Below are 23,007 nucleotides of genomic sequence, written 5' to 3' on the forward strand. Positions count from 1 at the left end.
GCACCCATGTTAAGAGCGCTGTATCTCGTCATTATCGCAGTTTGTATTTTGCCCACCATTCCGGGATTACTCGGAGTGGTGGTTTCTGCGCTCGGTTATGTTCCTCCTATCGGCTTGCACCATTTTTCTTTGGATGGCTTTAACGCTGTTTTTGATTGGGAGGGTGTTTGGACATCGATCGCGCTAACTTTTTACTCCACCATTTTCAGTAGCTATTTGGCTTGCTTAATCACATTTGCGATTCTGCAAGCCTCATGGGGAAGTCTATTCTGGCGGAAAATTGAAGCCAGCCTTTCACCACTTCTCGCTATGCCGCACGTCGCGTTTGCAATTGGCTTTGCGTTTTTATTTGCACCAACAGGTATGGGCGTTAGGGTTCTCAACCAACTATTTGGTTACGACCCAAATGCGCAAACGGTGAATGACTTAGCATTGCTGATCAAAGACCCGCATGCACTCGGTTTGGTCATCATGCTTGCGATTAAAGAAGTGCCGTTTTTATTGTTGATGAGTATTCCAATTCTTCAGCAATTGAAAGTCGATAAGATTGAAAAAGTCAGTCACTCAATGGGCTACAGTTCAGCGCAAGCGTGGTGGAAATGCGTCTTCCCACAATGGTTAGCGAAGCTGCGTTTCCCAATGCTGGCGGTATTGGCTTACAGCTTGTCGGTTGTCGATGTGGCATTGATTATTGGCCCTACCAACCCACCAACGTTTGCGGTTTTGGTATGGCAGTGGTTTAACGACCCAGATTTATCCCTGCTACCAAGAGCGGCCGCAGGCGCGGTAGTCTTATTTGCGATCGCTAGTCTTTTGATTGGATTTGCACGCTTGATGGAATGGTGTATTACCAAAGGCTTCAAACGCTGGCAGTACTCTGGTCGAAACGGGTTTCGTTTACCCGGTAAAACCCTATTTTCACTGATCGCGCTACTTGCACTTCTCATGATTCCACTCATGGTGGTATGGAGCTTTGCTCAACGCTGGCGCTTTCCAGATTTACTACCGAGCCGCTATAGCCTGCGTTTTTGGGAATACGAATGGCACAGTATTCTTGGTACGCTGGAGCAGAGCATGCTGATTGCCGTTATCAGCGCGACCGTCGCTCTAGCCCTTGCCTTGATCGCACATGAGTATCGCCTTCGTTATCGCTGGCAGGTGCCCGGTTACATCATCGCCATCCCAATGCTGATTCCTCAGCTATCCGTGCTATTCGGTATGCAAGTAGTGACGCTTTACTTAAACAGTAACGCGTATTTCTTTTGGGTATGCTGGGCGCATGTGTTCTTCGCCTTCCCATTTATTTACCTCTCACTAGACGGCCCATGGCGCAGCTTCGACAACGGCTTAACTCGCGTCGCACTAAGCCTAGGTAAGTCACCGATGCAAGCTTGGTTAAAAGTGAAACTGCCAATCCTCCTACCTGCGATTGCATTCGCATGGGCTGTCGGGATTAGCGTAAGTCTGGCGCAATACCTGCCGACATTGGTGCTAGGGGCTGGGCGCATTAGCACCATCACCACCGAAGCCGTTGCGCTATCCAGTGGTTTTGACCGACGTGTCACCGCGATTTACGCCATTTGGCAAGCACTCTTGCCGTTCTTGTTCTTCTCTTTTGCGATACTACTAAGCCGCTTACACGTGAAGTATCGCCGCTTGTCTATAAAAGGTTTACTACTGAATGAGTCTTTGTCTCGAAAACCTCGCCATCCGTAAAGCCAATGGCGACACGCTTTTCTCAGCGTTTAACATGAACGTAGAGAAAGGTGAAATTGTTACTCTGATGGGGCCAAGTGGTTGTGGTAAATCCACTTTGTTGGATGCTATTGCTGGGCACCTATCCGCCGAGTTCAACTACTCTGGTTCCATTACGCTTGATAACGAAAAGTTGGATGCCCTCCCTGCCCATAAGCGTCAGGTCGGTATTCTGTTCCAAGACGATTTGCTCTTCCCTCACTTGACGGTGTGGGAGAACCTTGCCTTTGCATTACCGAATTGCGTGAAAGGCACGGATCGAAAAACGCAAGCGATGATCGCATTGAAGCACATTTCTCTGACAAAACTGGCCGATTCATTTCCGGATCAAATATCCGGAGGTCAACGTGCTCGTATCGCTTTGACTCGTATGCTGTTGGCCAAACCGAAAGTTGCGTTACTTGATGAGCCTTACAGCAAGTTAGATAAAGATCTGCGCGTACAATTTCGCAATTGGGTAGTCGAGCAATTGCAGCAAGCGAACATCCCTACTTTGATGGTAACGCACGATGAAGACGATATTCCCAATGGTAGCCGCTGCCTAAACTGGCCGTGGGAGACAAATCATGCTTGATAGCCTTAGTATAAAGCTCATCCGCAAACCGCTGGCACTCAGTGCGACATACCTCGATAAATGTGGCATCACCGCAAACCAAACGACCGTATTTGGTTTTGTGCTTGGCTGTTTTGCTCTGCCAGCTTTGTTAGCCGAACAGTACTTGTTGGCGTTGCTGTTTATTTTACTGAACAGAATCTGTGATGGATTAGACGGAGCACTGGCGAGGATTCAAGGCATTACCGATGCGGGCGGTTTTCTCGATATCAGCTTGGATTTCCTGTTCTATTCCCTGATTCCTTTTGGATTTGTGTTAGCAAATCCAGAACAAAATGCCATTGCAGGGGCATTTTTGATTTTTTCCTTTGTCGGAACGGGAAGCAGCTTTTTGGCTTTTGCCATCATGGCAGGAAAGCAAGGCATCGATAATCCGGTGTATAAACACAAATCTCTCTACTACATGAGCGGCTTAACCGAAGGCACAGAAACCATCGGCTGTTTTGTGCTGTTTTGCCTGATGCCGCAGCACTTTTCAGTCATTGCTTACTTTTTTGGTGCGGCATGTTGGTTTACTACCTTTACCCGCATACACTCCGGATTTCATACCCTCAAACACTAGGGTTTGTTGACTCAATGGAGATTCAAATTTTGCAAAAAAAACGGTAATATGTCCGACTTTGCTGATTTGAGTTAGGTTTTGCCGTTGTCCATGGATAAACAAAAAGCACTGAAAAAGATCGCCAAGTGCCTTGAACTAGGTAACTCTGCGAACGTTAACGAAGCGGCCAATGCGATTAAAATGGCCCATAGCCTGATGATGAAATATGGGCTAGACAAAGACGATATCGAGTTCATTAAAATGGGCAAGACCCAGTCGAGTCATCTGTTGCCAGCCAACGTCAGCTCCGTTTTGCTGCGTGTGATCCGTGGAATCAATACCAAATTTGGCGTCGAAGCGGTGCTGCTTAACCATAAAGGCTTAAAGAGGCTAGAGTTTATTGGCGAAGCCGATCGCGCTATCTTTGCTGCCTTTGCCTTCGACATTATTTACCGTGAGATGAACGAAAGTACCGGACAGTTTCGCAATAGCTTCGCAGGCTCTGGCACCTCCAGTCTTGAGGTGACCAGACGAGTCAACTCCTACGTTTCCGGTTGGGTAGAAGGCGCTTTGGAAAAACTGCCCGTGATCACACCCGATGAAGAGTCGGCAAACAAAATCAACAGTTACATCGACAAAGAGTTTCAAAACATTGATCGCGAAACGTTCAAAAAGCAGTTACGCGAAGCGATGAAAAATCTCACCGCCGATTATGAAGTGGGTTTGAAAAAAGGTCGAAAAGTGTCGGTTAACCGCCCCGTTGGTGGTCAACAAGCCGCCAAACAAATAGAAAAAAGATAACCTTACACTGACAATTAAAACATTAGTTCCGTGAATAATTCTCTCCCGGAGGTAGAAGCCCGCCTCCGATTTACATGGAGAGACAACTTTGAAAAACCTTTCACTTGCCTTAGCGATTCTGCTGACCCTTAGCGGCTGTCAAGCCACTCAGCGACAAAACGCCACCACAGGCGAAGCCGAAACCAATTCCGCAACCAAAGGTGCCCTACTTGGTGCTCTCGCTGGCGCCGTTGCAGGCGCAGCCAGTGGCGATAAAGGTGACCGCGGTAAACGAGCTCTGATTGGTGCGGCTGGCGGTGCTGCCATCGGTGGCGGTGTCGGCTACTATTTTGATCAACAAGAGAAAGCACTACGTCAAGCCTTGCTCAACTCCGGGGTTCAGGTCGAGCGCGTTGGCGAAAATCAACTGCTGCTGCGTTTAGAAAATGGCATCGGTTTTAGCTCGGGTTCTTACAGCCTCGACGCTTCCATCCACAATACACTGCAAGGCGTCGCACGCGTATTAGTCGAGTACCCAGACACCAGTTTAGTGATTGATGGCTATACCGACAGCACAGGCAGCGATTCATCTAACCAAATTTTGTCTGAACGCCGCGCTGAATCTGTGCGTGCTTTCTTAATCTCGCAAAAAGTAGCGGCAGGCCGAGCGGTTGCACGCGGCAACGGCGAACGATACCCACTTTGCACCAATACTACTGCCGAAGGACGGGCCTGCAATCGACGGGTAGAAATTCAAATTCTACCTTTAAAATAGCGCGAACTGGCCAATATGAACGGCCATGTTTACTGCTGATTTCAATTCAGGTTCCGTCTATACTTTGCACTGAACCTGAATTTGAGAGGCACGACTTTGCGCTATAATCTTTTGATTCTTATCGGACTTCTTTTATCCACTTCGGTATTCGGCCAATCAGTGCAACAGTTAACCGAACAAGCCAATCAAAGAGATCCAAACGCGCAATACCAGTTGTCACTTGAGTTGGCCAAGGAAGAAGGCGAGGCGGCCAAAGCCGACGCCTTTTATTGGCTGCAACAATCGGCACAACTGGGCTATAAGCCCGCACAAATCAAGTTAGCTCAAGCCTACGAAAGCGGTATCGCCACACCAATTGATCTTAAACTTGCTGCCAATTGGTATTGGCAAGCCGCCGTACAAGGCAATCTGGACGCGCAAATCAAATTAGGGACACTGTTTGAAGAGCAAGGTTCTCTCTTTTCACAACTTGATATCGCCCAGTTCTGGTTTGGTGTAGCGGCCAAACATTCTGCCGAAGCGGAGAACGCTTACAATCGCATTCTCGAGATCAAATTCAATGCAATGCGTGCCAAACAGGTATCAGCCATTTCGCAACTGGATTCTGCGTTTGCGACCCAAGCGCAATCACTAGACACCGGGCTAGAGACTTCGGCAGCAACTACCACTCCGCCCTCACCTATCTACACCGACTGGATCTCCATCAGCGCCATTTTGTTTCTCGCGCTTTCCTTCAGTAGCGTCATGTTCTACTTTCGCCGTAAAAAAGTGTCGCGGGAAACAACGCAACAGCTTGAACTGCAAAGCGAGCTCAATAAACAACGCTATAGCAACAAGCAGCTCAAGCGACAACTGGAAAAAGTCTTTAATGAATACAAGAAGGTACAGGCCCAAGCTGGAAAGCAGAAACTCTCTCTAGCGTGTGCAATGTTTGGTTATTCGCCGAGTGCCATTCCCGATGAAAAATCCATCAAGATTCGCTTTCGCCAGTTATCCCGTCTCTACCATCCTGACGCCCGTGGCAGCGAAGAAGAAATGAAGCGCCTCAATGGTGCATTGAAGGTCCTGCTACAAAATGTTGCAAACTCGTAAACGAACCTTGTAATTCTTCGTCTCATTCGACAGCTTTACCTTGTTAATAAAGGATCGCAATCGATCTCCCTCTCATTTTCTATTAACAGATATTTAACGCAGTAACGAAATTTATGGCATAATGTGCCCCGAAAATGACACCAGCACAACGAGAAGCCTGGTGAGGAGAAGCAGCATGTTTAATATTGAAGGCACCTGCGATTGGTGCAAGAGACCAAGATTGTTGACACGTCACGACTATCTGGATGGTAAATCCAACCATTCTTGTGAAGAGTGTAACGACATCGCCAAGATTGACGTTCGTCTGTTTAATCTTGGTGAGCAGCAAATGCGCGACCGTCAGGCGAGAGCCTGCTAAAACGGGAAGTCACGCAAAAGAACGGATTCTTTAAGCACCTTACGAGGTGCTTTTCTTTTACCTACTGTTCTTGAATTACGCGATGCATCCCTGCAAACCTTACTAAGTAGTACTGTATAACCCTGTATAAACCCTCACTCTTCGCTGAGAAGTCCATCACAAAAACTCACACTCTTCCAAACACAACAAATCGCGATTAACTAAATACAAAACAATGAGTTATTTATAACCCCCAACCATCAGGCTCGCAATGCGTGGCGAAAAAGAGAGCAAATAGGTTGACGAACATCACCGGAAAAACTACTGTATGCACATACAGCATGCATATGGGAACAGTAAAATGCAGATTCAAGGTCAAACTCGTACATACTCACATTTCAATGTTCTGGCACAACCAACTCAGCCAATCAATGCCTCAGCAAAATTGTTGCAACAATTGGCCGCTTTGTCTCAGTTGAATCAATGGATTTTATTTACCTCCGAGTGCCCACGTCCGGATCTTAGCCAACTCACTGCGTCTAATATTTGCTGTAAAAATGTCATCCAGATGAAACCATCCCACTCTCTGACTGAAATTGAAATCGTGATGAAAGCGATACGCTCTGGCAATGCTGCCGCGGTTGTCGCGTCTAGCCAGATTGATTTAGTCAACCAATCTCTGCTGCAGGAGATGGCAAAGGAGTTTGGCTGTGAAGTCTTTTTCGTTGAAGGCAGAGCAACGCAGTATCATTAATAAGCCAACGTTATCCATCCTGCATTTGGCCTTCTTTATGAAGGCTTTTTAAATTGCATCAAACCAAGGCAAACGTTTGCTTTTCTTCTGGCGAGTTCAAATAGTTCTGGTATCATGCCCCGGTAATCGATGAATCTGATGGATTTTGTTGTCCGATTCGTTTCCGCATGACGTTTGAAATTATGATAGGAATGTCAAAATGAGCCTCGCTGATCAAGTACTTGCCGTCAATGACGATCTGCCCATCCGTACCGATAAACCTGTTCACAGTGGAAAAGTTCGCTCTGTCTACTGGCTTACTGAGCAAGACAGTGCCCGCCTAATCAAAGAAAAAGGCTACAACGTTGCCCCTGATGCGCCCCTTGCCATTATGGTGATCAGCGATCGAATCTCTGCTTTCGATTGTATTTGGCACGGTGAACACGGGCTCAACGGTGTACCGGGTAAAGGGGCCGCATTGAACGCCATTTCTAATCATTGGTTTAGACTGTTTAAAGACAACGGATTGGCCGATAGCCACATTCTTGATATTCCACACCCGTTTGTTTGGATTGTGCAGAAAGCCAAGCCTGTGCGTATTGAAGCCATTTGTCGCAAATACATCACAGGTTCCATGTGGCGCGCATACGAAAAAGGCGAGCGTGAGTTTTGTGGTATTCAACTACCAGAAGGGTTAGGCAAAGACAAACCTCTGGACGAACTGCTGATGACACCATCAACCAAAGGGATTTTAAAAGGAATTCCTGGCGTGCCTGAAGCCGATGATGTGAACATTACCAGACAAAATATTGCCGACAACTTTGCCGCATTTAACTTTTCCAGCGCTGACGACATTGCCACTTACGAGAAGCTGCTGAAAGAAGGTTTTGCTGTGATCAGTGATGCTCTAGCACAAGTAGGACAAATTTTTGTCGATACCAAATTCGAGTTCGGTTATGTGCAAGATGCGCAAGGCAACGAAAAGCTGATTTACATGGACGAGGTGGGCACGCCCGATTCATCACGGATTTGGGATAGCGAAGCGTATCAAGCGGGTAAAATTGTTGAAAACTCGAAAGAGGGTTTCAGACAGTTTCTGCTTAACTACTTCCCAGACCCTGATATTCTGCTCAACAAAGATCGCATGCCTGAGCGCGAAGCACTGGCTCGTGACAACACGTTGCCAGAAGAGGCTTTACTGGCGGTATCTCGCACCTACATCGGCATCGCAGAAAAAATTACCGGCCAATCAATCACTTTAAGCGAAAATCCAAAACAAGAGATTATTGATATCCTTGCGCGTGATTACGGCCTTATCGATTAAATGAATTCAATATAACAACGTCAGTGCCAACAGCCCGCCACCAAGCGGGCTGTTTTTTATTGCAGCGCTGCGTTTAACTCATGGAAATGGTTTTACCATCGTTGGTAGTAACGCGTTTTGTCTCAACGAAATAATCTTTCTGCAAAATCGTGGAGACAAAATGCCAAGTGGAATCAACTTTCTCTTGCGTCAAATCGAGGCGCATAAAGCCACGCTGCTTGAGATCTGCCCATTGCAACTCTTTCACCATTTCAGGTAGGACGTATTCCATATGACTAATGGCTAAGCTGTCCAACCCCAAATATTCCTCTAGACCGGGCGAGCTCACAGACGCGGTAGCGAACTCAACGCCAACCGGATTGCCGGAATGGTCTTTTAGTTGGCTACACCAAGCATTGTGACTGTCACCAGCGAGACTGATGAATTTCTTGTTTAAATTTCGCGCCAATCCATACAACCATTCACGCTCGTAGTAGAAACCATCCCAAGCGTCTAAGTTGTATGGCACTGAGTTGGGATCTGAACTTGGATCGTTGAGATACGCGTTGATCGTACTATTAACATTCATCAACGCCGCCTGTTTTTGTTCATCGGTTGCGGTCAATAGGCCAAACATTGCCGTCATCACCGAACTTGGCAGCTCTAGTCGGCCCATTAATACCTGCTGCCCCATCACCGACCACGTTGCGCTACTCTGCGACATTGCGGTTTGTAGCCAATCCTTCTGATGACTTCCAAGCAACGCTCTGTCTGGTTGACGCGCTTTGGTCACTAAATCGACAATTCCCTCCATTGAAGGCGTATCGAGCGAAAAATAATCGAGAGGTTCTGCACGCGCGACCACTCGCGTATCCAACATATAGAGATCAAGTAAATTACCGAAAGAGAACTGGCGATAAATAAGTACCGAAGATTCAAGATTTTCGCGCACTGGCAGCCATTCCAGCCACGCGGCAGCAGCGGCCGCGCGGCGCAGTTCGAAGCTGCCTTCACCTGCTTGGTGATTCTCAGCGCCATTCGCCCACGTATCGTTGGCAATTTCGTGATCATCCCAAACTGCAATCATCGGCATGGCCGCATGAAGCGCTTGTAAGTCTTTATCTTGACGATATTGAGCATAACGCGCCCGATAGTCTTCCAGACTTAGACACTCAGTTTCGCGGCTAGGCACACGACCGAGCTCCTGAGCATGAGTCGTAGCATAACCGTCTTTGCCATATTCATAGATGTAATCACCCAAATGCAAAATGGCATCGAACGGTTTTTGCGCGTGTTGATTAACAATTTCTCTATAGACGTTGAAATAACCCGCTGGGTAGTTGGAGCAAGAAACCACGGCCAGTGAAGCGGCCGATAATTCGCCTTGCGCCAAGGTTTTTGTTTGACCAGTTGGGCTGATAGCGCCTTCACATAAGAAGCGATAGAAATAGGGCTGACCTGCGGACAAGCCCTTAGCGTCGGCTTTGACGGTGAAATCTTTTTCGCTATCAGTGGTGATTTCACCGGAGGCCACTATGTCACTAAAATCCGCTTTCGAAGCCACTTGCCAAGTAACGCGAGCTTGACTGGATTGAGTTGTCACGCGCGTCCAAATAATCACGGCGGTTTGCAATGGGTCCCCACTGGCAACGCCATGCTCAAACGAGGCTGAACTGGTGCTATTTTCACTTTCTGAATGACATGCCATTAAGCTGGTGGCGACCACGCCTGATGACATGACTTTAATAAAGCCTCTGCGAGACAAAGACATAACTACTTCCTTTTCTTGTTGTGTTGAGACCAAAGCAGCAACGCTCTGGTCGTTCTTCCAGAAACACCTGGTCATACCAGAAAGAGAAAGTATGCATAAGTTAATGACGTTAAGATGTCAGAAAACTCATTTATTAACATTTAAATAACATTATTCCTGAGCAGATCACATGCATAATGAAACAAGGTCCCAGTTGCAGTAAAAACTCTAAATGGAAAAAGCGTTTACACGAGACAAAATAAAGCGCAGCCAGTGATAAGTCATCAAACTGGCTGCGTCTAAAAGCGGTTAATTACAGGGTCTAGCTAAAGTCTTTGAGGTGAATGGTAAAAACATCCTGCTCGTAGCAGTTAATCACACTGTCGCTACGGCTTTGAATAAAATCGATTTGTTTCGGCTCCAACGCGTAAGGCATCACCACGGTAAGCTCATCAATACCTTCCAGTTTCGCAAGGCGAAGCAGAGTCACTAAATTAGATTCATCGCTACGACGAGAAGACATCGCTTTGAGTGCCGCCTCCCAGAGACGATCTTCTGGCTTGGCAAGTTCGGCAATGCTGTCTTTCCACACCGTACTAAACACAGGCGCGAAGGTGGTCATCGCTTCTAAGAATGTCCATTTTTTGTTGCAAGAAGCTCCGAGAAAACTGGTGTAATCAAACTCAACATGCATTTTTCCATTCTTTTCCATTTTGTCCCCCGACAGACTGTCAACACAGCCTATCCACTATTAGACAATTACTTTGATATAGCAATAGGATATAAAACAATCGTCTTTTATGCCCTTATTTTAAGGGAAAAGGAAATATCAAAAGCAAATTCGTAACAATAACAGCACACATTCTGTAACCATGCGCATCTGATTGATTAATATTTCAAGCTAAAAACAAATTGCGAACCAGAAAACTAGAAAAAGCCTACCATTTGACTAACTTAAATCCGAGGCCAATGCGTGTCTGATTATGGTCATAATCTATCAGCGTTTCGCCATAGCCATGATAAGCCTGCAAGTAGAAGCCAATTATGTCATTAAAATAAAATGTGTAGCCGACTTCAACACCACCACGATCGTCGTTCCAGTTGTAAAATCCGCGAGTATTAAAAATGCCAGCGGCGCTGTAGAACTTTAGCCAAACTTCGTAGGGAGCATAATAATCTTCGATGTTGCGGTTCTCCGACGTATCACCAACAACCGACCACAAATGAACGCCCCACTCTACCGGACCTTCCAGTCGCTCCGCAGCCAAGTAGAGCCGGTCCCAACTGCGTGATAAGTCCCCCGAACGACCATTGGACTCGTGTTTGTAACCCGCTTCCAAATGATTGAAAAGCAGCAAGTTGCTTTGGTGAGCAATAAACAGTTGTGGTTTGTAATTGGTCTCACGAAACGGAGAAGAGATACTGGAGTTAGCTAACTGCCACAGCGACTTTTGCGTGTAAGAACCGACAATCGCGGTGCTTTTGCTAAAGCGATAGATAGGCACTGCCACGGACAATTGATATTTGACCTCGAAGTTTTGCAGATCTTCTAGATCGGTACCTGCGTATTCTTCTTCATTCACATCGGTAGTGTAGGTGCCGAGCGCATAGTTATCTTCGTAGCTCGAGATATTAACTAAGCTTTTGCCACTGGCAAAACAAGGCAGCGCCAAAAGAAACCATAATACGTTAAACTTCATATTCATCTTCATTTTTTTAGGCAAATGGCTGCCGTATCAAGAGGATAAGCGGCAAATGTAAACACTCATCGTTTGAGAAAGCAAATTTTATTCCCATTTACCTGTGGCTAACGCACATCGACTATACGGCTCGCTTTACGATACTGGACTTTCCAACCTGAAAAGCGCGGCAACTCCCAACGTTTCGGATCTTCTTTACGATTGCCGCCACAGTGGACCACCTGCACCAGCTTACGCGCCGGGAAATACTCCACCTGCAATTGCAGATCCGATAAGGTCAACGATAACGGATAGTGCTGTGCAAAATCGGCGTATTGCCAGTCTGGAATGCCCGCAAAAGGAAAGTCGGCGGCTTCAAACAGCGCCATCTCTTCTAGCGTATTCACCCCCAATGTCTCTAACTGCTCGGCAAACCAAACATCAAAACTCACTTCTTTACTGTGAACTGAATTATTGTCATTCAGGCCTAATGCACAAAAAAGTTTCCAATGTTCAATCTGTTGGTGACGCTGGCTGTAAAATCCGTCCAACAGTTCACCCGACTTTACCTGCGCAATAATTGCTTGGATCGCACTTTCACCTTGCGGCTGAACGAGCTTGCTGGCGACAACCCGTCCAGCGAATATTCGCTCTATCAAAACTTGCCCTTGCTCAGTCTGTAAGCGGCTTTCAGCCTGACGCCACTCCCCCAGATCGAGCTCATCAATCAAGGTTAGCGCCACGGGCATCATTACCGAAGCGAGATTGAGCGTCTGCTTAACGCCGCGACCGGGCAAAGAGTGGCTATCCAGCACTACTGCCACTTGCGCCTTGTCCCCAAAGCGGCTCTGTTTGCCCACCAGCATCTCCATCTGGCCGTTACCAAGCGCCTCCTGCCTTTTGGCGCGGCGAACAAACAGCAGCTCTGGGTGTAACGTGGCGATTGCTTTTGCCAGCGCTTCCCGCTGATAGCGCGACGCCACCTCCAGTTCTGGTAACTCAAACAGCGCACGCATCTGCTCTGCCAGCCCCATCGCCTCCGTCAGAGCTTGCTCATCGATGTTGACGCCAGGATAGCGTTTACCACGTACTAGGCCAATCAATAACGTGACATCACACAAGTTTGGTTCAGCAATATCAAGCTCTTGCGCTTGTTCGCCACCAGCGAGCTGATACAAGTTAGCGGGCACCGAGAGCGCGGCGGCAAGGTCAATCATCGCCTCTTTAAGCGCCTTGTTGGGCATGCGCGTGACAAGATCGGCGTACAGTGTGTCAATTGGCAGTGGGTTGAGTAGTCTGCCGTGATCTGTCACACGCCCGAGTTGATCGATGGCTTGCATGGTACGCAGTACTTCGCTGGCCTGAGCAAGCGATTTTTCCGGCAACGGGTCGAGAAATGGCAACTCAGCCAATTGATAGCCACAACAGGCTGCAGCGAGCATCGGCTCGGTGAGTTCCTCACGTTGCAGCTCAGGCGGCGTAGCCAGTTCCATCGGCGCATGTTCGCCAAACAGTCTGACGCAGCGACCAGCCATCACTCGACCTGCGCGCCCCGCTCGCTGCGCTGCACTCGCTTTGGAAATGGTGCTTAATACCAGCGCGGTTCGTCCGTTGCGTTGCACATTACGCCGCTCTAAGCCGGAGTCGATCACGCAGGTGATGTTAGGAATGGTCAGCGAGGTTTCAGCCACATTAGTGGCAAGAACCACTTTTCGCATTGGCTGGACCGTTAATGCTCGCTGTCTTTCTTCGTCACTCACACTAGCATGCAGTGTCACCACCATGATGTCACTGAAGGCTCTTAGCGCCTGCACCACTTGCGCTATCTCTTTTCGCCCGGGTAAAAACACTAAAATATCTTCCCCGCCTCGCATCAGTTCATTGCCGATGGTCTCAACCACGGAGCGTTCTAGAAATTTCTTCTGCGGCAGCTGCCTACTCTCTTGCGCCAGATGCTGCACTTCGACCGGAAAGCAGCGCCCATGAGAGACGATGCGCTGCGCCGCAAGATAGCTGACCAAACTATCTCCCGCCATGGTCGCCGACGTGACGATCAAACGATGCTCGCCACGCACTTTCAACATCGCGGTGAGTAGGTCCATATCCCAACGGCGTTCATGAAATTCGTCAATCAAAACAATATCAAACGATTTTAGACCGTCTTCGGCAAACCAGCGCAGCGCCACACCGGGTGTGACAAACACAATCGGCGTATTCTTTTCAAAAACCGCTTTGAGTTTTATCGCGTAGCCGACCTGTACGCCAAGTGCCGAGCCTGACTGCTGCGCTAGGTATTGCGCCAATGACGTGCAGGCGATGCGGCGCGGTTCTATCACCAACACCCGGCCATGTTCTGACGCCCACAATGGCAAACGCGTTGACTTTCCTGAGCCGGTTTCTGCCTCTACCACCAAATGAGAATGTAAAATTTTTGTTTCAAATTGTGATTTAACACTATCGATGGGCAGAGCCGTCATAACAAATTCGCCGTGTTTAATTTGGACTCGCATTATAGTCAAACAGGCAGGTAACAACAGGCTTAACGGCGGACAATTGCGTATTCCAATTGGTATCAATTGTTTTAAAAGGCGTTTTGGCTAGCGTGTAAACAATTTTGCCAACGAATGTTTTGATGTATATCAAGTCCTATTTACAACTAAACAGTGAAGCCGTTATCATTTTCGCCGTTTCCTCAAAACCCTACGTTAAGGCACCCAATGAATAACGATAAACGCCCACTTTACATCCCTTTCGCGGGCCCTGCGCTTCTCAGCACGCCACTACTCAACAAAGGAAGCGCATTTTCCAGTGAAGAACGCGTTTCTTTTAACCTTGAAGGTCTGCTTCCCGAAACGACAGAGACCATTCAGGAGCAAGTTGAACGTGCTTACATGCAGTACAAAGCATTCGAAAGCGACATGGATAAGCACATCTACTTGCGTAACATTCAAGATACCAACGAAACGCTGTTCTACCGTTTGGTACAAAATCACATCACCGAAATGATGCCGATCATTTATACACCAACGGTTGGCGCGGCATGTGAAAACTTTTCTAATATCTATCGCCGTGGCCGCGGGCTGTTTGTCTCTTACGCCAACCGCGATCGCATCGATGACCTGCTCAACAATGCGTCGAACCATAACGTCAAGGTGATTGTTGTTACCGACGGTGAGCGTATTCTGGGTTTGGGTGACCAAGGGATCGGCGGGATGGGCATTCCTATCGGAAAACTTTCTCTCTACACCGCCTGTGGCGGCATCAGCCCTGCGTATACGCTACCTATCGTGCTCGATGTCGGTACCAATAACCCACAACGTTTGGCAGACCCAATGTACATGGGCTGGCGTCATCCACGCATTACTGGCCCAGATTACGATGCATTTATTGATGAATTCATGCAGGCAGTACATCGCCGCTGGCCGGATGCGCTGATCCAGTTTGAAGATTTTGCGCAGAAAAACGCCATGCCGCTGCTTGAGCGGTACAAAAATCGCGTCTGCTGTTTCAACGATGACATCCAAGGAACCGCTGCCGTGACAGTCGGTTCACTACTGGCGGCGTGTAAAGCGGCAGGTAGCAAGTTGTCAGAGCAGCGTATTACTTTCTTGGGTGCTGGATCAGCGGGCTGCGGCATTGCAGAGGCCATTATCGCGCAGATGGTATCGGAAGGCATTTCGGATGAACAAGCGCGCTCGCAAGTATTCATGGTTGACCGTTGGGGCCTCTTGCAAGAAGGCATGCCAAACCTACTCGATTTCCAACAGCGTTTAGTGCAAAAACACGCCGTCACCGGCGAGTGGCAATCGGAAGGCAACGGATTCTCTCTGTTTGATGTGGTGATGAACGCCAAACCGACGGTGCTGATCGGTGTCTCTGGTGCCCCCGGTCTGTTTACCCAAGAGATCATCGAAGAGATGCACAAACACTGCCCGCGTCCAATCATCTTCCCGCTGTCAAACCCGACCAGCCGTGTGGAAGCAATTCCGGCTGATATTATTCGCTGGACCAAAGGTGAAGCGCTGGTGGCAACTGGCAGTCCGTTTGATCCGGTGATTCATGAAGGCAAAACCTACCCGATCGCCCAGTGCAACAATAGCTACATTTTCCCGGGTATTGGCCTTGGCGTGTTGGCGGTTAACGCGCGACGCGTCACTGACGAAATGCTGATGGAATCGAGCCGCGCGCTAGCGACCTGTTCGCCGTTGGCGATTCATGGTCGTGGCGCCCTGCTGCCACCACTGGAAGAGATCCATACGGTATCTAAACGCATCGCCTATGCGGTAGCGAAGAAGGCCATTGAACAAGGCGTCGCGTTGGAGATCGCCGACGATGCTCTGCAAGTGGCCATTGAACAGCATTTCTGGCAACCGGTCTATCGTCGTTACAAACGTACCGCGTTCTAAACCTCTCCCTTTCAGCCCTCGCATGCGAGGGCTTTTTCTTCGCCAATTTGTCGATTTTTACGAGAATAGAGCTTCATTGTCTGCTTTACTTTCCGTTATGATGTGAGTTCTCAATAACTTGGAGTGAAGAACATTGGATCATCCGCTTTCCCAAACACACGCAAAACGTCGCTGGAAAAAACTGGTGCTGCTGGTGTTTGTGTTGCTGATCCTGTTTGCCGTCGCGGTCATCGCGGTTGACCGCTGGGTCAGCTATCAAGCGAGTGAACGCATCATCACCTCTTACGACCAAGTACGGCCATTCGATGTCGCAGTGGTACTTGGCACCAGCAAATACATCGGTAAGACACTCAACAGCTATTACACACACCGAATTGAAGCTGCAATTGAGCTCTATCGCTTAGACAAGGTGCAACACTTTTTGCTCAGCGGTGACAACGCCCATCGCTCCTACAACGAACCTTGGACAATGAAACGCGATCTGCTCAAAGCGGGCGTGCCTGAAACGGCCATTCATCTCGACTATGCTGGTTTTCGTACGCTCGACTCGATTGTGCGGGCAAAAAAGATTTTTGTTACCGAAAACTTTCTCATCATCACGCAACGTTTTCACTGTGAGCGCGCACTTCTTATCGCGAATGCATACCACATTAACGCGCAGTGTCTAGCGGTTGCCGGGCCGGACAATCCATCGCAAACGTGGTCGGTGCGTATTCGCGAAGTTTTTGCGCGTAGCAAAGCACTGCTGGATCTCTACATTATTGATACTCAACCTCGTTTTCTCGGACCTCAGCAACCCATTCTGCGCGAAGCGGACGATGGAGATGCGCCCCTGTCTGACACCATCCCTGCGGCCAATGGGTAGAAATCTACACCTTTTTATTCCAACACCTCACACTTTGTTGCTATTAAGTTAAAAGTCACCAACATAGATTGCACAACTCTCGTAACATCCAAGTAACACAAGTCAGATATTCGCCTCTGCAACAACCGTTCTCACCATGCCCAGCATAGTGCTGGGCTCAAGAGCGGTTGACAAAACAACAACACGCTACAGAGGCAGAGCAAAAGGAGCACTCTATGACTGCACTCGTCGTTACTCTACGAAACTGGTTTTTCACCAGAAACAGCATGATATTTATCGCCAATATTTTGTTGTTTATCACTCTGCTGGAGACGCTACCGTTTGACCCCAAAGTGGTGATCGGTTTAAGCATTCTCACTTTCGTCGCGGTATTGTGGCTGACAGAAGCAATCCACGTCAGTATCACCGCTTTATTGGTGCCACTGCTGGCGATTTTCTCCGGTATTTTCGACACGCAAGCTGCGCTAAACAACTTTTCTAACTCGATCATTTTCCTATTTCTAGGCGGTTTTGCTCTCGCAGCAGCACTGCACAAGCAAAAACTTGATCAGGCAATTGCGGATAAAGTGTTGCTGATTGCAGGCGGCAAAATGTCAACGGCGGTATTCATGCTGTTTGGTGTCAGCGCCGGTTTGTCGATGTGGATTTCGAACACTGCCACCACCGCAATGATGTTGCCACTGGTTTTGGGCGTGATGAGCAAACTTGACCGCGAGAAAAGCCATAACACCTACCTGTTTGTGCTGCTGGGCATCGCTTACTGCGCGTCGATTGGCGGGATCGCCACCATCGTCGGTAGCCCGCCGAACGCCATCGCGGCAGCGGAAGTTGGCCTCGATTTCACTGGCTGGATGAAACTCGGCATGCCGATCACCTTCTTGCTATTGCCAATCGCACTAATCGTTCTCTACAGCATGACCAAGCCAAACCTCAAGCATTCATTTGAGCTCGACCACAAACCGGTTGAGTGGACCAATGGCAAGCTGATCACTCTAGCGATCTTCTTAGTCACGGTGACTCTGTGGATCTTCTCTAAACCGATTAACGGTATGCTCGGTGGCTTTAAAAGCTTCGATACACTGGTTGCCATCGGCGCCATCCTAGCCCTCGGCGTTTCTCGCGCGGTTGAGTGGAAAGACATCGAAAAAACCACCGATTGGGGCGTTCTAATCCTATTTGGCGGCGGTATCTGCTTGAGTAATGTACTGAAAGCAACTGGCACCAGCGTCTTCCTCGCTCAAGGGCTCAGTGCTTTCCTTGACCAAGCGGGCATGCTGCTGACTATCTTAGCGGTAGTGACTTTCGTGGTGTTCTTAACCGAATTTGCCAGTAACACCGCCAGTGCAGCGCTGCTTGTTCCTGTGTTTGCCACCATTGCGGAAGCACTAGGGATTTCGCCAGTGATTCTTTCTGCGTTGATTGCGATTTCAGCCTCCTGTGCATTTATGCTGCCAGTAGCCACGCCCCCCAATGCGATTGTGTTTGCCACCGGACACATCAAGCAGAGTGAAATGATGCGTATTGGTATGGTGCTCAACATCGCCTGCATCGCCGCGCTCACTCTTTTCGCCGCGATTTTTTGGTAATCGGTTCCACACTGCAGAGGCGCAGAGTCGTCTAGTATGACGCTTTGGCTTGCCCCTTTCCCCCGGGGCAATCTGCAGACCCTGTTAGGTGGCCAAGTGCCACCTTTTTTTGATAGGCTTTCCACTCAGCATTTATGCTGAAGCAGCGGTATTGCCGTAGTTTACTTCAACCCGATTACGCCCACGGTGCTTGGCCTGATATAAAGCTTCATCCGCACGCGCCATCACCTCGGTTACCCTCTCTGCGCCCATTTCCGCTACCCCAATGCTGCACGTCAACCGTCCACCATGTAACCAAATATGCTGTGCAACGTGACGGCGCAAGCGCTCTGCTTTTTCACTCGCTTGAGGTAAATGGAGACCCGGGCAAAACACAACAAACTCTTCACCGCCCCAGCGGACTAACCGTTCATCCCCTTCGAGCAAACTGGCGACCACCATGACAAACTCACGGAGAATGTCATCCCCCATTTGATGGCCATAGCGGTCGTTGATGTGCTTGAATTTATCGAGATCGAGATAGAGTAGCGACAACGATTCCTGCCCCCAGCGCACTTGCCGAGCGGTTTGATTAAGCCAATCACGCACTGCATGACGGTTCATCGCTCCGGTCAAGGCATCGCGATGTGCCAGTTCGGCAAACTCATAGTTTTGCGCACGTAAATCGGCGTTGAGCTTTTTCAAGTGCAATTGACGCGCACGCACCTCAAGAAAGGCTCGATTACTTTTGCGCAGCTCATTGAGGGAAAACACCAATCCAAGTAACACCCAAGAAAAGAGTAGTGTGGTCAGCAGTGTCTCTTTGGCAAGATATGCACCTTCAAATTCGATGCTTTCGACTTGCAGATGGTGATTACCCAAGGGTGCTCCCGAACCCGTCGCTAAATCGATGCGTACAATGTTGGTGAACTCTGGTCCCGATTCAGCAATCGGAATTTTGTTGTCTGACAGCCACCAGCTCATCACTTGCAAGTTAGCCAGAGGAATTTCAATCGTCTGGGCGCCTTGCGCGACGCTAAACTCCACTCCGTTGTATTTATAGCTGTACTCTTTTTCTGCTACCGAATAACTCGGATTGAAGTTGCGCAAATAAAAGCGCAGTCGAGGCTCGCCACTCTCTGGTGCATCATAGCGAAGCCGCAGTCTGACTGTATGATAGTTGGAAAGATCAAGACCCTGCGTTTTTGTCGCCGTATCGGTGTGAATGGAAATACCACAATATGGCCACGGGTAGTTTTCCAGTTTAAGTTGACATTGCAGATCAAGGGCTTGGTTTTGGGTGTGCATTTCCGACTGGCTGACTCCGCCATCGAGGCGATCATCATTGGAATAAAAAGCGAACTGATCTGGCGTGACGAGTAACACGCGTGTATCGCCTAACGCCCGATAGAGCAAAAACAGCGCGATGGTACAGATTGCCAAGGCAAACACCAGTTTAGGGATCGATTTCATCATTGCTCTCCACACAGTCCCAGACAAAAGCGTTGGAACAACAGAAGTTTTAAATGCAAACCTTTTTTTAGGTTTTTATTGTTATTCTTAATTTCGTTACATCTTATCTCAATCGCTAATGTGATATTAGTTCAGAAATGGCCAAGTCTGCATAAAAGCGCACAATTGCGACATAGTTCACGTCGCAAAATAAGCATGCAATCACATAGCATTCCAGTGGGCTCCCACTTACCTATCGGTCAAAGACAAGGCGTTTGCAAACCGAATACGGCAAAAGCTGCCCACAGCCGCTATCAGCCCTGATATACTGCGAAAAAAGCAAAACTATGAGTAATGTCATGTCAATACAAATCACTGGCACGCTGGATAAACTGCGTGCATCCCTCGACGGCGTTGTGTCGTATCGCCTCCCAGTCGGAGAAGAGGAAGTTGAACTCAACCGCCTGATTGGCCAGCCTATTAGACTCACGCATACCGGCAATATTTTTTGTAGTTCATGCGGAAAAAAAACCAAGAAAAGCTACGCACAAGGCCACTGCTATGTCTGTATGAGCAAACTGGCCAGCTGCGATATGTGCATTATGAAGCCCGAAACCTGCCACTACGCGGCGGGCACTTGTCGCGAACCTGAGTGGGCCCAGAGTCACTGCATGGTGGATCACTTCGTTTATCTTTCTAACACCTCTAGCCTCAAAGTGGGCATCACACGTCATACGCAAATTCCGACCCGTTGGATTGACCAAGGGGCGACGCAAGGCTTGCCAATATTGAAGGTAAAAACTCGTCATATTTCCGGTTTGCTTGAAGTGGAACTGGCGAAACACATCGCCGATAAAACCAACTGGCGAGCCCTTCTTAAAGGTGATGGCCAACCACTCGATCTCACCGAACAAGCCAAAGTACTGTTGCCACTGCTGGAAGAGAAAATCGCTCAGGTAAAAGCCGAGTTCGGCGAAGAGAGTGTTGAAGTCGTGCAAGACAGTTTAACCTCACTAGCGTATCCGGTTGAGCACTATCCAACCAAGATCACATCGCACAACTTTGATAAAGAGCCACAAGTGAGCGGCATTTTGCAGGGAATTAAAGGGCAATACCTGATTCTAGATACTGGCGTTATCAATATTCGCAAGTTCACATCTTACGAAGTGGAATTCGAAGGCTAGACATTGCCTAAATGACAATCGCCTCAATGATAGAAAGAGCCCGCACTTGGCGGGCTCTGCGTTCTCATGTAACTAGAGTGACTACTGATCGAGAATACTTTCCAACACGTTAAACAGCAGATCGATCTCTTCAACGGTGTTGTAGTGCATACAACCAATGCGGATCACGCCACCGCTCTCCTCTAGACCAAGCTGACGAACCAAACCCAAGGCGTAGAAGTGGCCATTCCACACACAAATGTTGTGCTCACCCAAGGTTTTGGCGATAAAACCCGGTGGATATTGCGCAAAACGTACTGCAAACGTCGGAGTACGTTTGTCACTGGCACTGTCGTTGATGCCATATAAGGTCGCACCATCTAACGCACTTAAACGCTGTAAAAAGTGCTGGCTGAGGCGCTCTTCATGCAGATTATATTGCGCGTAGCTCTGCACTAAACGCTGGCGCAGCGGCAGATGCGCTTCGCCAAACTGCGCCAGATACTCCACCGCCGCCGTCACACCCGCCAAGCCTTCAAAACTCTGGGTGCCCGTTTCAAAACGGCCAGGGCCAATATTGGTGGCGGGTTCCACTTTATAAGGTTGTAGTGATTGCAGCCAAGGCTCTGCGACAAACGCGATGCCAACGTGTGGGCCGAAGAACTTGTACGCCGAGCAAGCAAGAAAATCACAGCCAAGTGCCTGCACATCGACCAAGTGGTGCGGCAGATAATGCACCGCATCCACGTAAACCTGCGCGCCCACCGCGTGTGCTAACTCCACCACCCGCTTGACATCCACAATCGACCCCGTGGTGTTTGAGGCATAAGTAACTGCCACCAAACGTGTTTTTTCGTTGATCAATTGCTCAAGATGCGCCATGTCGAGCGTGCAGTCGGACTCGTTGACTCGCACTTGATGCACAATGGCGCCTTTATCCTGCGCAGCTTGCTGCCAGCTTGAGACATTGGAGTAGTGATCCAAGGCGGTGACAATCACTTCGTCGCCCGCCTGCCAATCACGGCTGATGGCACGGCTCAATTGGAAAGTCAGCGAAGTCATGTTCGCGCCAAACACAATGTTGTCGGCACTGGGAGCATTGAGCAATGCTTGCGCGGATTGGCGCGCCTGCGCCATGACATCCACCGTGAGCTGGCTAGAAAAATAGTGCCCGCCTAAGTTGGAGTTGTAATGACCCAGATAGCCGATCATCGCATCCAGCACCGATTGCGGCACTTGAGAGCCGCCCGGACCATCAAAGAAGGTCACTGGTTTATCATTATGGTACTGATGCAACGCGGAAAACTGTCCGCGCACTTGTTCAAGATTGAAGTTCATGCAAAGCCCCTTTGGCCGTCAACACAAACACGTCCATATACCCTTCCTGCGCATTTTCCAGAGCGCGGATCGGTTTGGCGTTGTGCCACAACTTACTGTCTGCCAGCATGGCTACTTCGCCATTTTCTAGCACTTTTCTAAAGAAAGGCTCGGCGTGGAAGTCGCTATACAGCAGAATATCACCGCCTTCGATGTTATTACGGCCGATGCCGACAATAGCGATGTGATCAAAACCATCCTGGTGCACCCCTTCCGGCGCCACTTCGGTTTGGTCGTAAATGGCGGTAATACGGATCTGATGGATCTCAATTTCTTGCCCATCACGCAGATTATTTTTATGGGCAAACAGCTGACACATTTCGCGGAAACCTTCACTGTGCAACGTATGTGATTCGATCGGTTCGAACTGCCTTGTCACATCGCCTTGAAAACGGTTGATATCCGAACTCTGCACAAAGTTATTTTTCTGCAGATCGATCAACTTTCCTTGCTTCATCTGCACCACGGAATAGCGACGCAGGCGGTACTTCCCATCAGCATGTTCCGTATGTGGCAAGGTCGCGAACGAAGGAGAGAGTTGTTCGATCGCTTGGCGGCTCAGTTGGGTTAAATGTAAAGTGTTTTCGTGCGAATGTAGCATCATTCACTCCTTTGATAGATACATTTGTTGTTATGTTTGTTAACAATAAATTCACATCCAGGATACGAACAAATATCGCCAAAGCAACGTTTAACCACAAATAATTTCAATATATTTATATATTCAACATATAACTCCGTATTAGTTTCAATTACCAGTTCAATAACCCAATCTGAGTACCTGGCCGATTCCAAAAGCAGTGAAGTTCACTAACATTGAA

20 protein-coding genes are annotated in these 23,007 nt (G+C 48.6%); 13 read left to right on the forward strand and 7 right to left on the reverse strand.

Features of this window, described 5'->3' with window-relative positions:
- The first annotated feature begins 6 nt into the window (after positions 1-6).
- The 9 genes from EWA64_RS02755 to EWA64_RS02795 all read left to right on the forward strand — a co-directional run bounded on the left by EWA64_RS02755 (position 7) and on the right by EWA64_RS02795 (position 7,950).
- Complete coding sequence (locus tag EWA64_RS02755; RefSeq protein ID WP_061895632.1) at positions 7-1,716, forward strand: ABC transporter permease; 1,710 nt, start codon at positions 7-9, stop codon at positions 1,714-1,716.
- The gene (locus EWA64_RS02760; protein WP_061895631.1) at positions 1,682-2,329 is read left to right on the forward strand and encodes an ATP-binding cassette domain-containing protein; all 648 of its coding nucleotides are present in this window, start codon (positions 1,682-1,684) and stop codon (positions 2,327-2,329) included. Before EWA64_RS02755 ends, EWA64_RS02760 begins: the two co-directional genes overlap by 35 nt.
- On the forward strand, positions 2,322-2,930 hold the full coding sequence (locus tag EWA64_RS02765) for a CDP-alcohol phosphatidyltransferase family protein (protein WP_061895630.1): 609 nt from the start codon (positions 2,322-2,324) through the stop codon (positions 2,928-2,930). Before EWA64_RS02760 ends, EWA64_RS02765 begins: the two co-directional genes overlap by 8 nt.
- A 90-nt stretch (positions 2,931-3,020) precedes the next feature.
- Positions 3,021-3,710 (forward strand): DUF2786 domain-containing protein, encoded by a 690-nt coding sequence (locus EWA64_RS02770; protein ID WP_061895629.1) that lies wholly within the window; start codon positions 3,021-3,023, stop codon positions 3,708-3,710.
- 88 nt (positions 3,711-3,798) lie between these two features.
- The gene (locus EWA64_RS02775; protein ID WP_061895628.1) at positions 3,799-4,464 is read left to right on the forward strand and encodes a YiaD family glycine zipper/OmpA-like lipoprotein; all 666 of its coding nucleotides are present in this window, start codon (positions 3,799-3,801) and stop codon (positions 4,462-4,464) included.
- 96 nt (positions 4,465-4,560) lie between these two features.
- On the forward strand, positions 4,561-5,556 hold the full coding sequence (locus EWA64_RS02780) for a tetratricopeptide repeat protein (protein WP_061895627.1): 996 nt from the start codon (positions 4,561-4,563) through the stop codon (positions 5,554-5,556).
- Positions 5,557-5,731: 175 nt separating this feature from the next.
- Complete coding sequence (locus tag EWA64_RS02785; RefSeq protein WP_039435389.1) at positions 5,732-5,914, forward strand: hypothetical protein; 183 nt, start codon at positions 5,732-5,734, stop codon at positions 5,912-5,914.
- A gap of 340 nt (positions 5,915-6,254) precedes the next feature.
- The gene (locus EWA64_RS02790; RefSeq protein ID WP_061895626.1) at positions 6,255-6,647 is read left to right on the forward strand and encodes a SulA-like leucine-rich domain-containing protein; all 393 of its coding nucleotides are present in this window, start codon (positions 6,255-6,257) and stop codon (positions 6,645-6,647) included.
- A 199-nt stretch (positions 6,648-6,846) separates the two neighbouring features.
- Positions 6,847-7,950 carry a phosphoribosylaminoimidazolesuccinocarboxamide synthase gene (locus EWA64_RS02795; RefSeq protein WP_061895625.1) on the forward strand — a complete coding sequence of 368 codons (1,104 nt, stop codon included), beginning with the start codon at positions 6,847-6,849 and terminating at the stop codon, positions 7,948-7,950.
- Between the two features lie 73 nt (positions 7,951-8,023).
- Here the strand turns inward: EWA64_RS02795 and EWA64_RS02800 are convergent, their stop codons facing one another.
- The 4 genes from EWA64_RS02800 to EWA64_RS02815 all read right to left on the reverse strand — a co-directional run bounded on the left by EWA64_RS02800 (position 8,024) and on the right by EWA64_RS02815 (position 13,835).
- On the reverse strand, positions 8,024-9,700 hold the full coding sequence (locus EWA64_RS02800; protein ID WP_061895624.1) for an alkaline phosphatase D family protein: 1,677 nt from the start codon (positions 9,698-9,700) through the stop codon (positions 8,024-8,026).
- 301 nt (positions 9,701-10,001) lie between these two features.
- Positions 10,002-10,391, reverse strand: coding sequence for a hypothetical protein (locus EWA64_RS02805; protein WP_061895623.1), 390 nt, complete (start codon positions 10,389-10,391; stop codon positions 10,002-10,004).
- A 226-nt stretch (positions 10,392-10,617) separates the two neighbouring features.
- Positions 10,618-11,379, reverse strand: a complete 762-nt coding sequence (locus EWA64_RS02810) for a phospholipase A (protein ID WP_061895622.1) — start codon at positions 11,377-11,379, stop codon at positions 10,618-10,620.
- 107 nt (positions 11,380-11,486) lie between these two features.
- Positions 11,487-13,835, reverse strand: a complete 2,349-nt coding sequence (locus EWA64_RS02815; RefSeq protein ID WP_061895621.1) for a helicase-related protein — start codon at positions 13,833-13,835, stop codon at positions 11,487-11,489.
- 240 nt (positions 13,836-14,075) lie between these two features.
- On the opposite strand from EWA64_RS02815, the gene EWA64_RS02820 reads away from it, so the two are divergent.
- From EWA64_RS02820 to EWA64_RS02830, 3 genes are all read left to right on the forward strand, one after another.
- Positions 14,076-15,764, forward strand: coding sequence for an NAD-dependent malic enzyme (locus EWA64_RS02820; RefSeq protein ID WP_039443825.1), 1,689 nt, complete (start codon positions 14,076-14,078; stop codon positions 15,762-15,764).
- A gap of 187 nt (positions 15,765-15,951) precedes the next feature.
- The gene (locus EWA64_RS02825; RefSeq protein WP_082796184.1) at positions 15,952-16,629 is read left to right on the forward strand and encodes a SanA/YdcF family protein; all 678 of its coding nucleotides are present in this window, start codon (positions 15,952-15,954) and stop codon (positions 16,627-16,629) included.
- A gap of 215 nt (positions 16,630-16,844) precedes the next feature.
- Entirely contained in the window at positions 16,845-18,215 is a 1,371-nt protein-coding gene (locus EWA64_RS02830) for an SLC13 family permease (RefSeq protein WP_061895619.1), read from the forward strand.
- A gap of 132 nt (positions 18,216-18,347) precedes the next feature.
- Here EWA64_RS02830 and EWA64_RS02835 read toward each other — a convergent pair whose 3' ends face one another.
- Entirely contained in the window at positions 18,348-19,667 is a 1,320-nt protein-coding gene (locus EWA64_RS02835) for a CIA30 family protein (protein WP_061895618.1), read from the reverse strand.
- 338 nt (positions 19,668-20,005) lie between these two features.
- Between EWA64_RS02835 and EWA64_RS02840 the strand changes: the two genes are divergently transcribed.
- A complete protein-coding gene (locus tag EWA64_RS02840; RefSeq protein ID WP_061895617.1) occupies positions 20,006-20,830 on the forward strand; it encodes a DUF2797 domain-containing protein in 825 nt (274 codons plus the stop codon).
- Positions 20,831-20,911: 81 nt separating this feature from the next.
- On the opposite strand, the gene EWA64_RS02845 is transcribed toward EWA64_RS02840, so the two are convergent.
- Both EWA64_RS02845 and EWA64_RS02850 read right to left on the reverse strand, forming a co-directional pair.
- A complete protein-coding gene (locus tag EWA64_RS02845; RefSeq protein ID WP_061895616.1) occupies positions 20,912-22,147 on the reverse strand; it encodes a cysteine desulfurase-like protein in 1,236 nt (411 codons plus the stop codon).
- Positions 22,131-22,790: a 2OG-Fe dioxygenase family protein gene (locus EWA64_RS02850; RefSeq protein WP_039435417.1), complete on the reverse strand. Its 660-nt coding sequence runs from the start codon at positions 22,788-22,790 to the stop codon at positions 22,131-22,133. Before EWA64_RS02850 ends, EWA64_RS02845 begins: the two co-directional genes overlap by 17 nt.
- Positions 22,791-23,007 lie beyond the last annotated feature (217 nt).

Origin of the sequence: Vibrio cidicii (assembly GCF_009665415.1) — a bacterium.
Classification (GTDB): Bacteria; Pseudomonadota; Gammaproteobacteria; order Enterobacterales; family Vibrionaceae; genus Vibrio; species Vibrio cidicii.

Bases quoted from the DNA above. Each gene is read 5' to 3' on its own strand.
- EWA64_RS02755 (WP_061895632.1), top strand. From the start codon at position 7: ATGTTAAGAGCGCTGTATCTCGTCATTATCGCAGTTTGTATTTTGCCC.
- EWA64_RS02830 (WP_061895619.1), top strand. From the start codon at position 16,845: ATGACTGCACTCGTCGTTACTCTACGAAACTGGTTTTTCACCAGAAAC.
- EWA64_RS02815 (WP_061895621.1), bottom strand. From the start codon at position 13,835: ATGACGGCTCTGCCCATCGATAGTGTTAAATCACAATTTGAAACAAAA.
- EWA64_RS02810 (WP_061895622.1), bottom strand. From the start codon at position 11,379: ATGAAGTTTAACGTATTATGGTTTCTTTTGGCGCTGCCTTGTTTTGCC.
- EWA64_RS02805 (WP_061895623.1), bottom strand. From the start codon at position 10,391: ATGGAAAAGAATGGAAAAATGCATGTTGAGTTTGATTACACCAGTTTT.
- EWA64_RS02845 (WP_061895616.1), bottom strand. From the start codon at position 22,147: ATGAACTTCAATCTTGAACAAGTGCGCGGACAGTTTTCCGCGTTGCAT.
- EWA64_RS02785 (WP_039435389.1), top strand. From the start codon at position 5,732: ATGTTTAATATTGAAGGCACCTGCGATTGGTGCAAGAGACCAAGATTG.
- EWA64_RS02800 (WP_061895624.1), bottom strand. From the start codon at position 9,700: ATGTCTTTGTCTCGCAGAGGCTTTATTAAAGTCATGTCATCAGGCGTG.
- EWA64_RS02760 (WP_061895631.1), top strand. From the start codon at position 1,682: ATGAGTCTTTGTCTCGAAAACCTCGCCATCCGTAAAGCCAATGGCGAC.
- EWA64_RS02820 (WP_039443825.1), top strand. From the start codon at position 14,076: ATGAATAACGATAAACGCCCACTTTACATCCCTTTCGCGGGCCCTGCG.
- EWA64_RS02835 (WP_061895618.1), bottom strand. From the start codon at position 19,667: ATGAAATCGATCCCTAAACTGGTGTTTGCCTTGGCAATCTGTACCATC.
- EWA64_RS02790 (WP_061895626.1), top strand. From the start codon at position 6,255: ATGCAGATTCAAGGTCAAACTCGTACATACTCACATTTCAATGTTCTG.
- EWA64_RS02850 (WP_039435417.1), bottom strand. From the start codon at position 22,790: ATGATGCTACATTCGCACGAAAACACTTTACATTTAACCCAACTGAGC.
- EWA64_RS02770 (WP_061895629.1), top strand. From the start codon at position 3,021: ATGGATAAACAAAAAGCACTGAAAAAGATCGCCAAGTGCCTTGAACTA.
- EWA64_RS02765 (WP_061895630.1), top strand. From the start codon at position 2,322: ATGCTTGATAGCCTTAGTATAAAGCTCATCCGCAAACCGCTGGCACTC.
- EWA64_RS02795 (WP_061895625.1), top strand. From the start codon at position 6,847: ATGAGCCTCGCTGATCAAGTACTTGCCGTCAATGACGATCTGCCCATC.
- EWA64_RS02840 (WP_061895617.1), top strand. From the start codon at position 20,006: ATGTCAATACAAATCACTGGCACGCTGGATAAACTGCGTGCATCCCTC.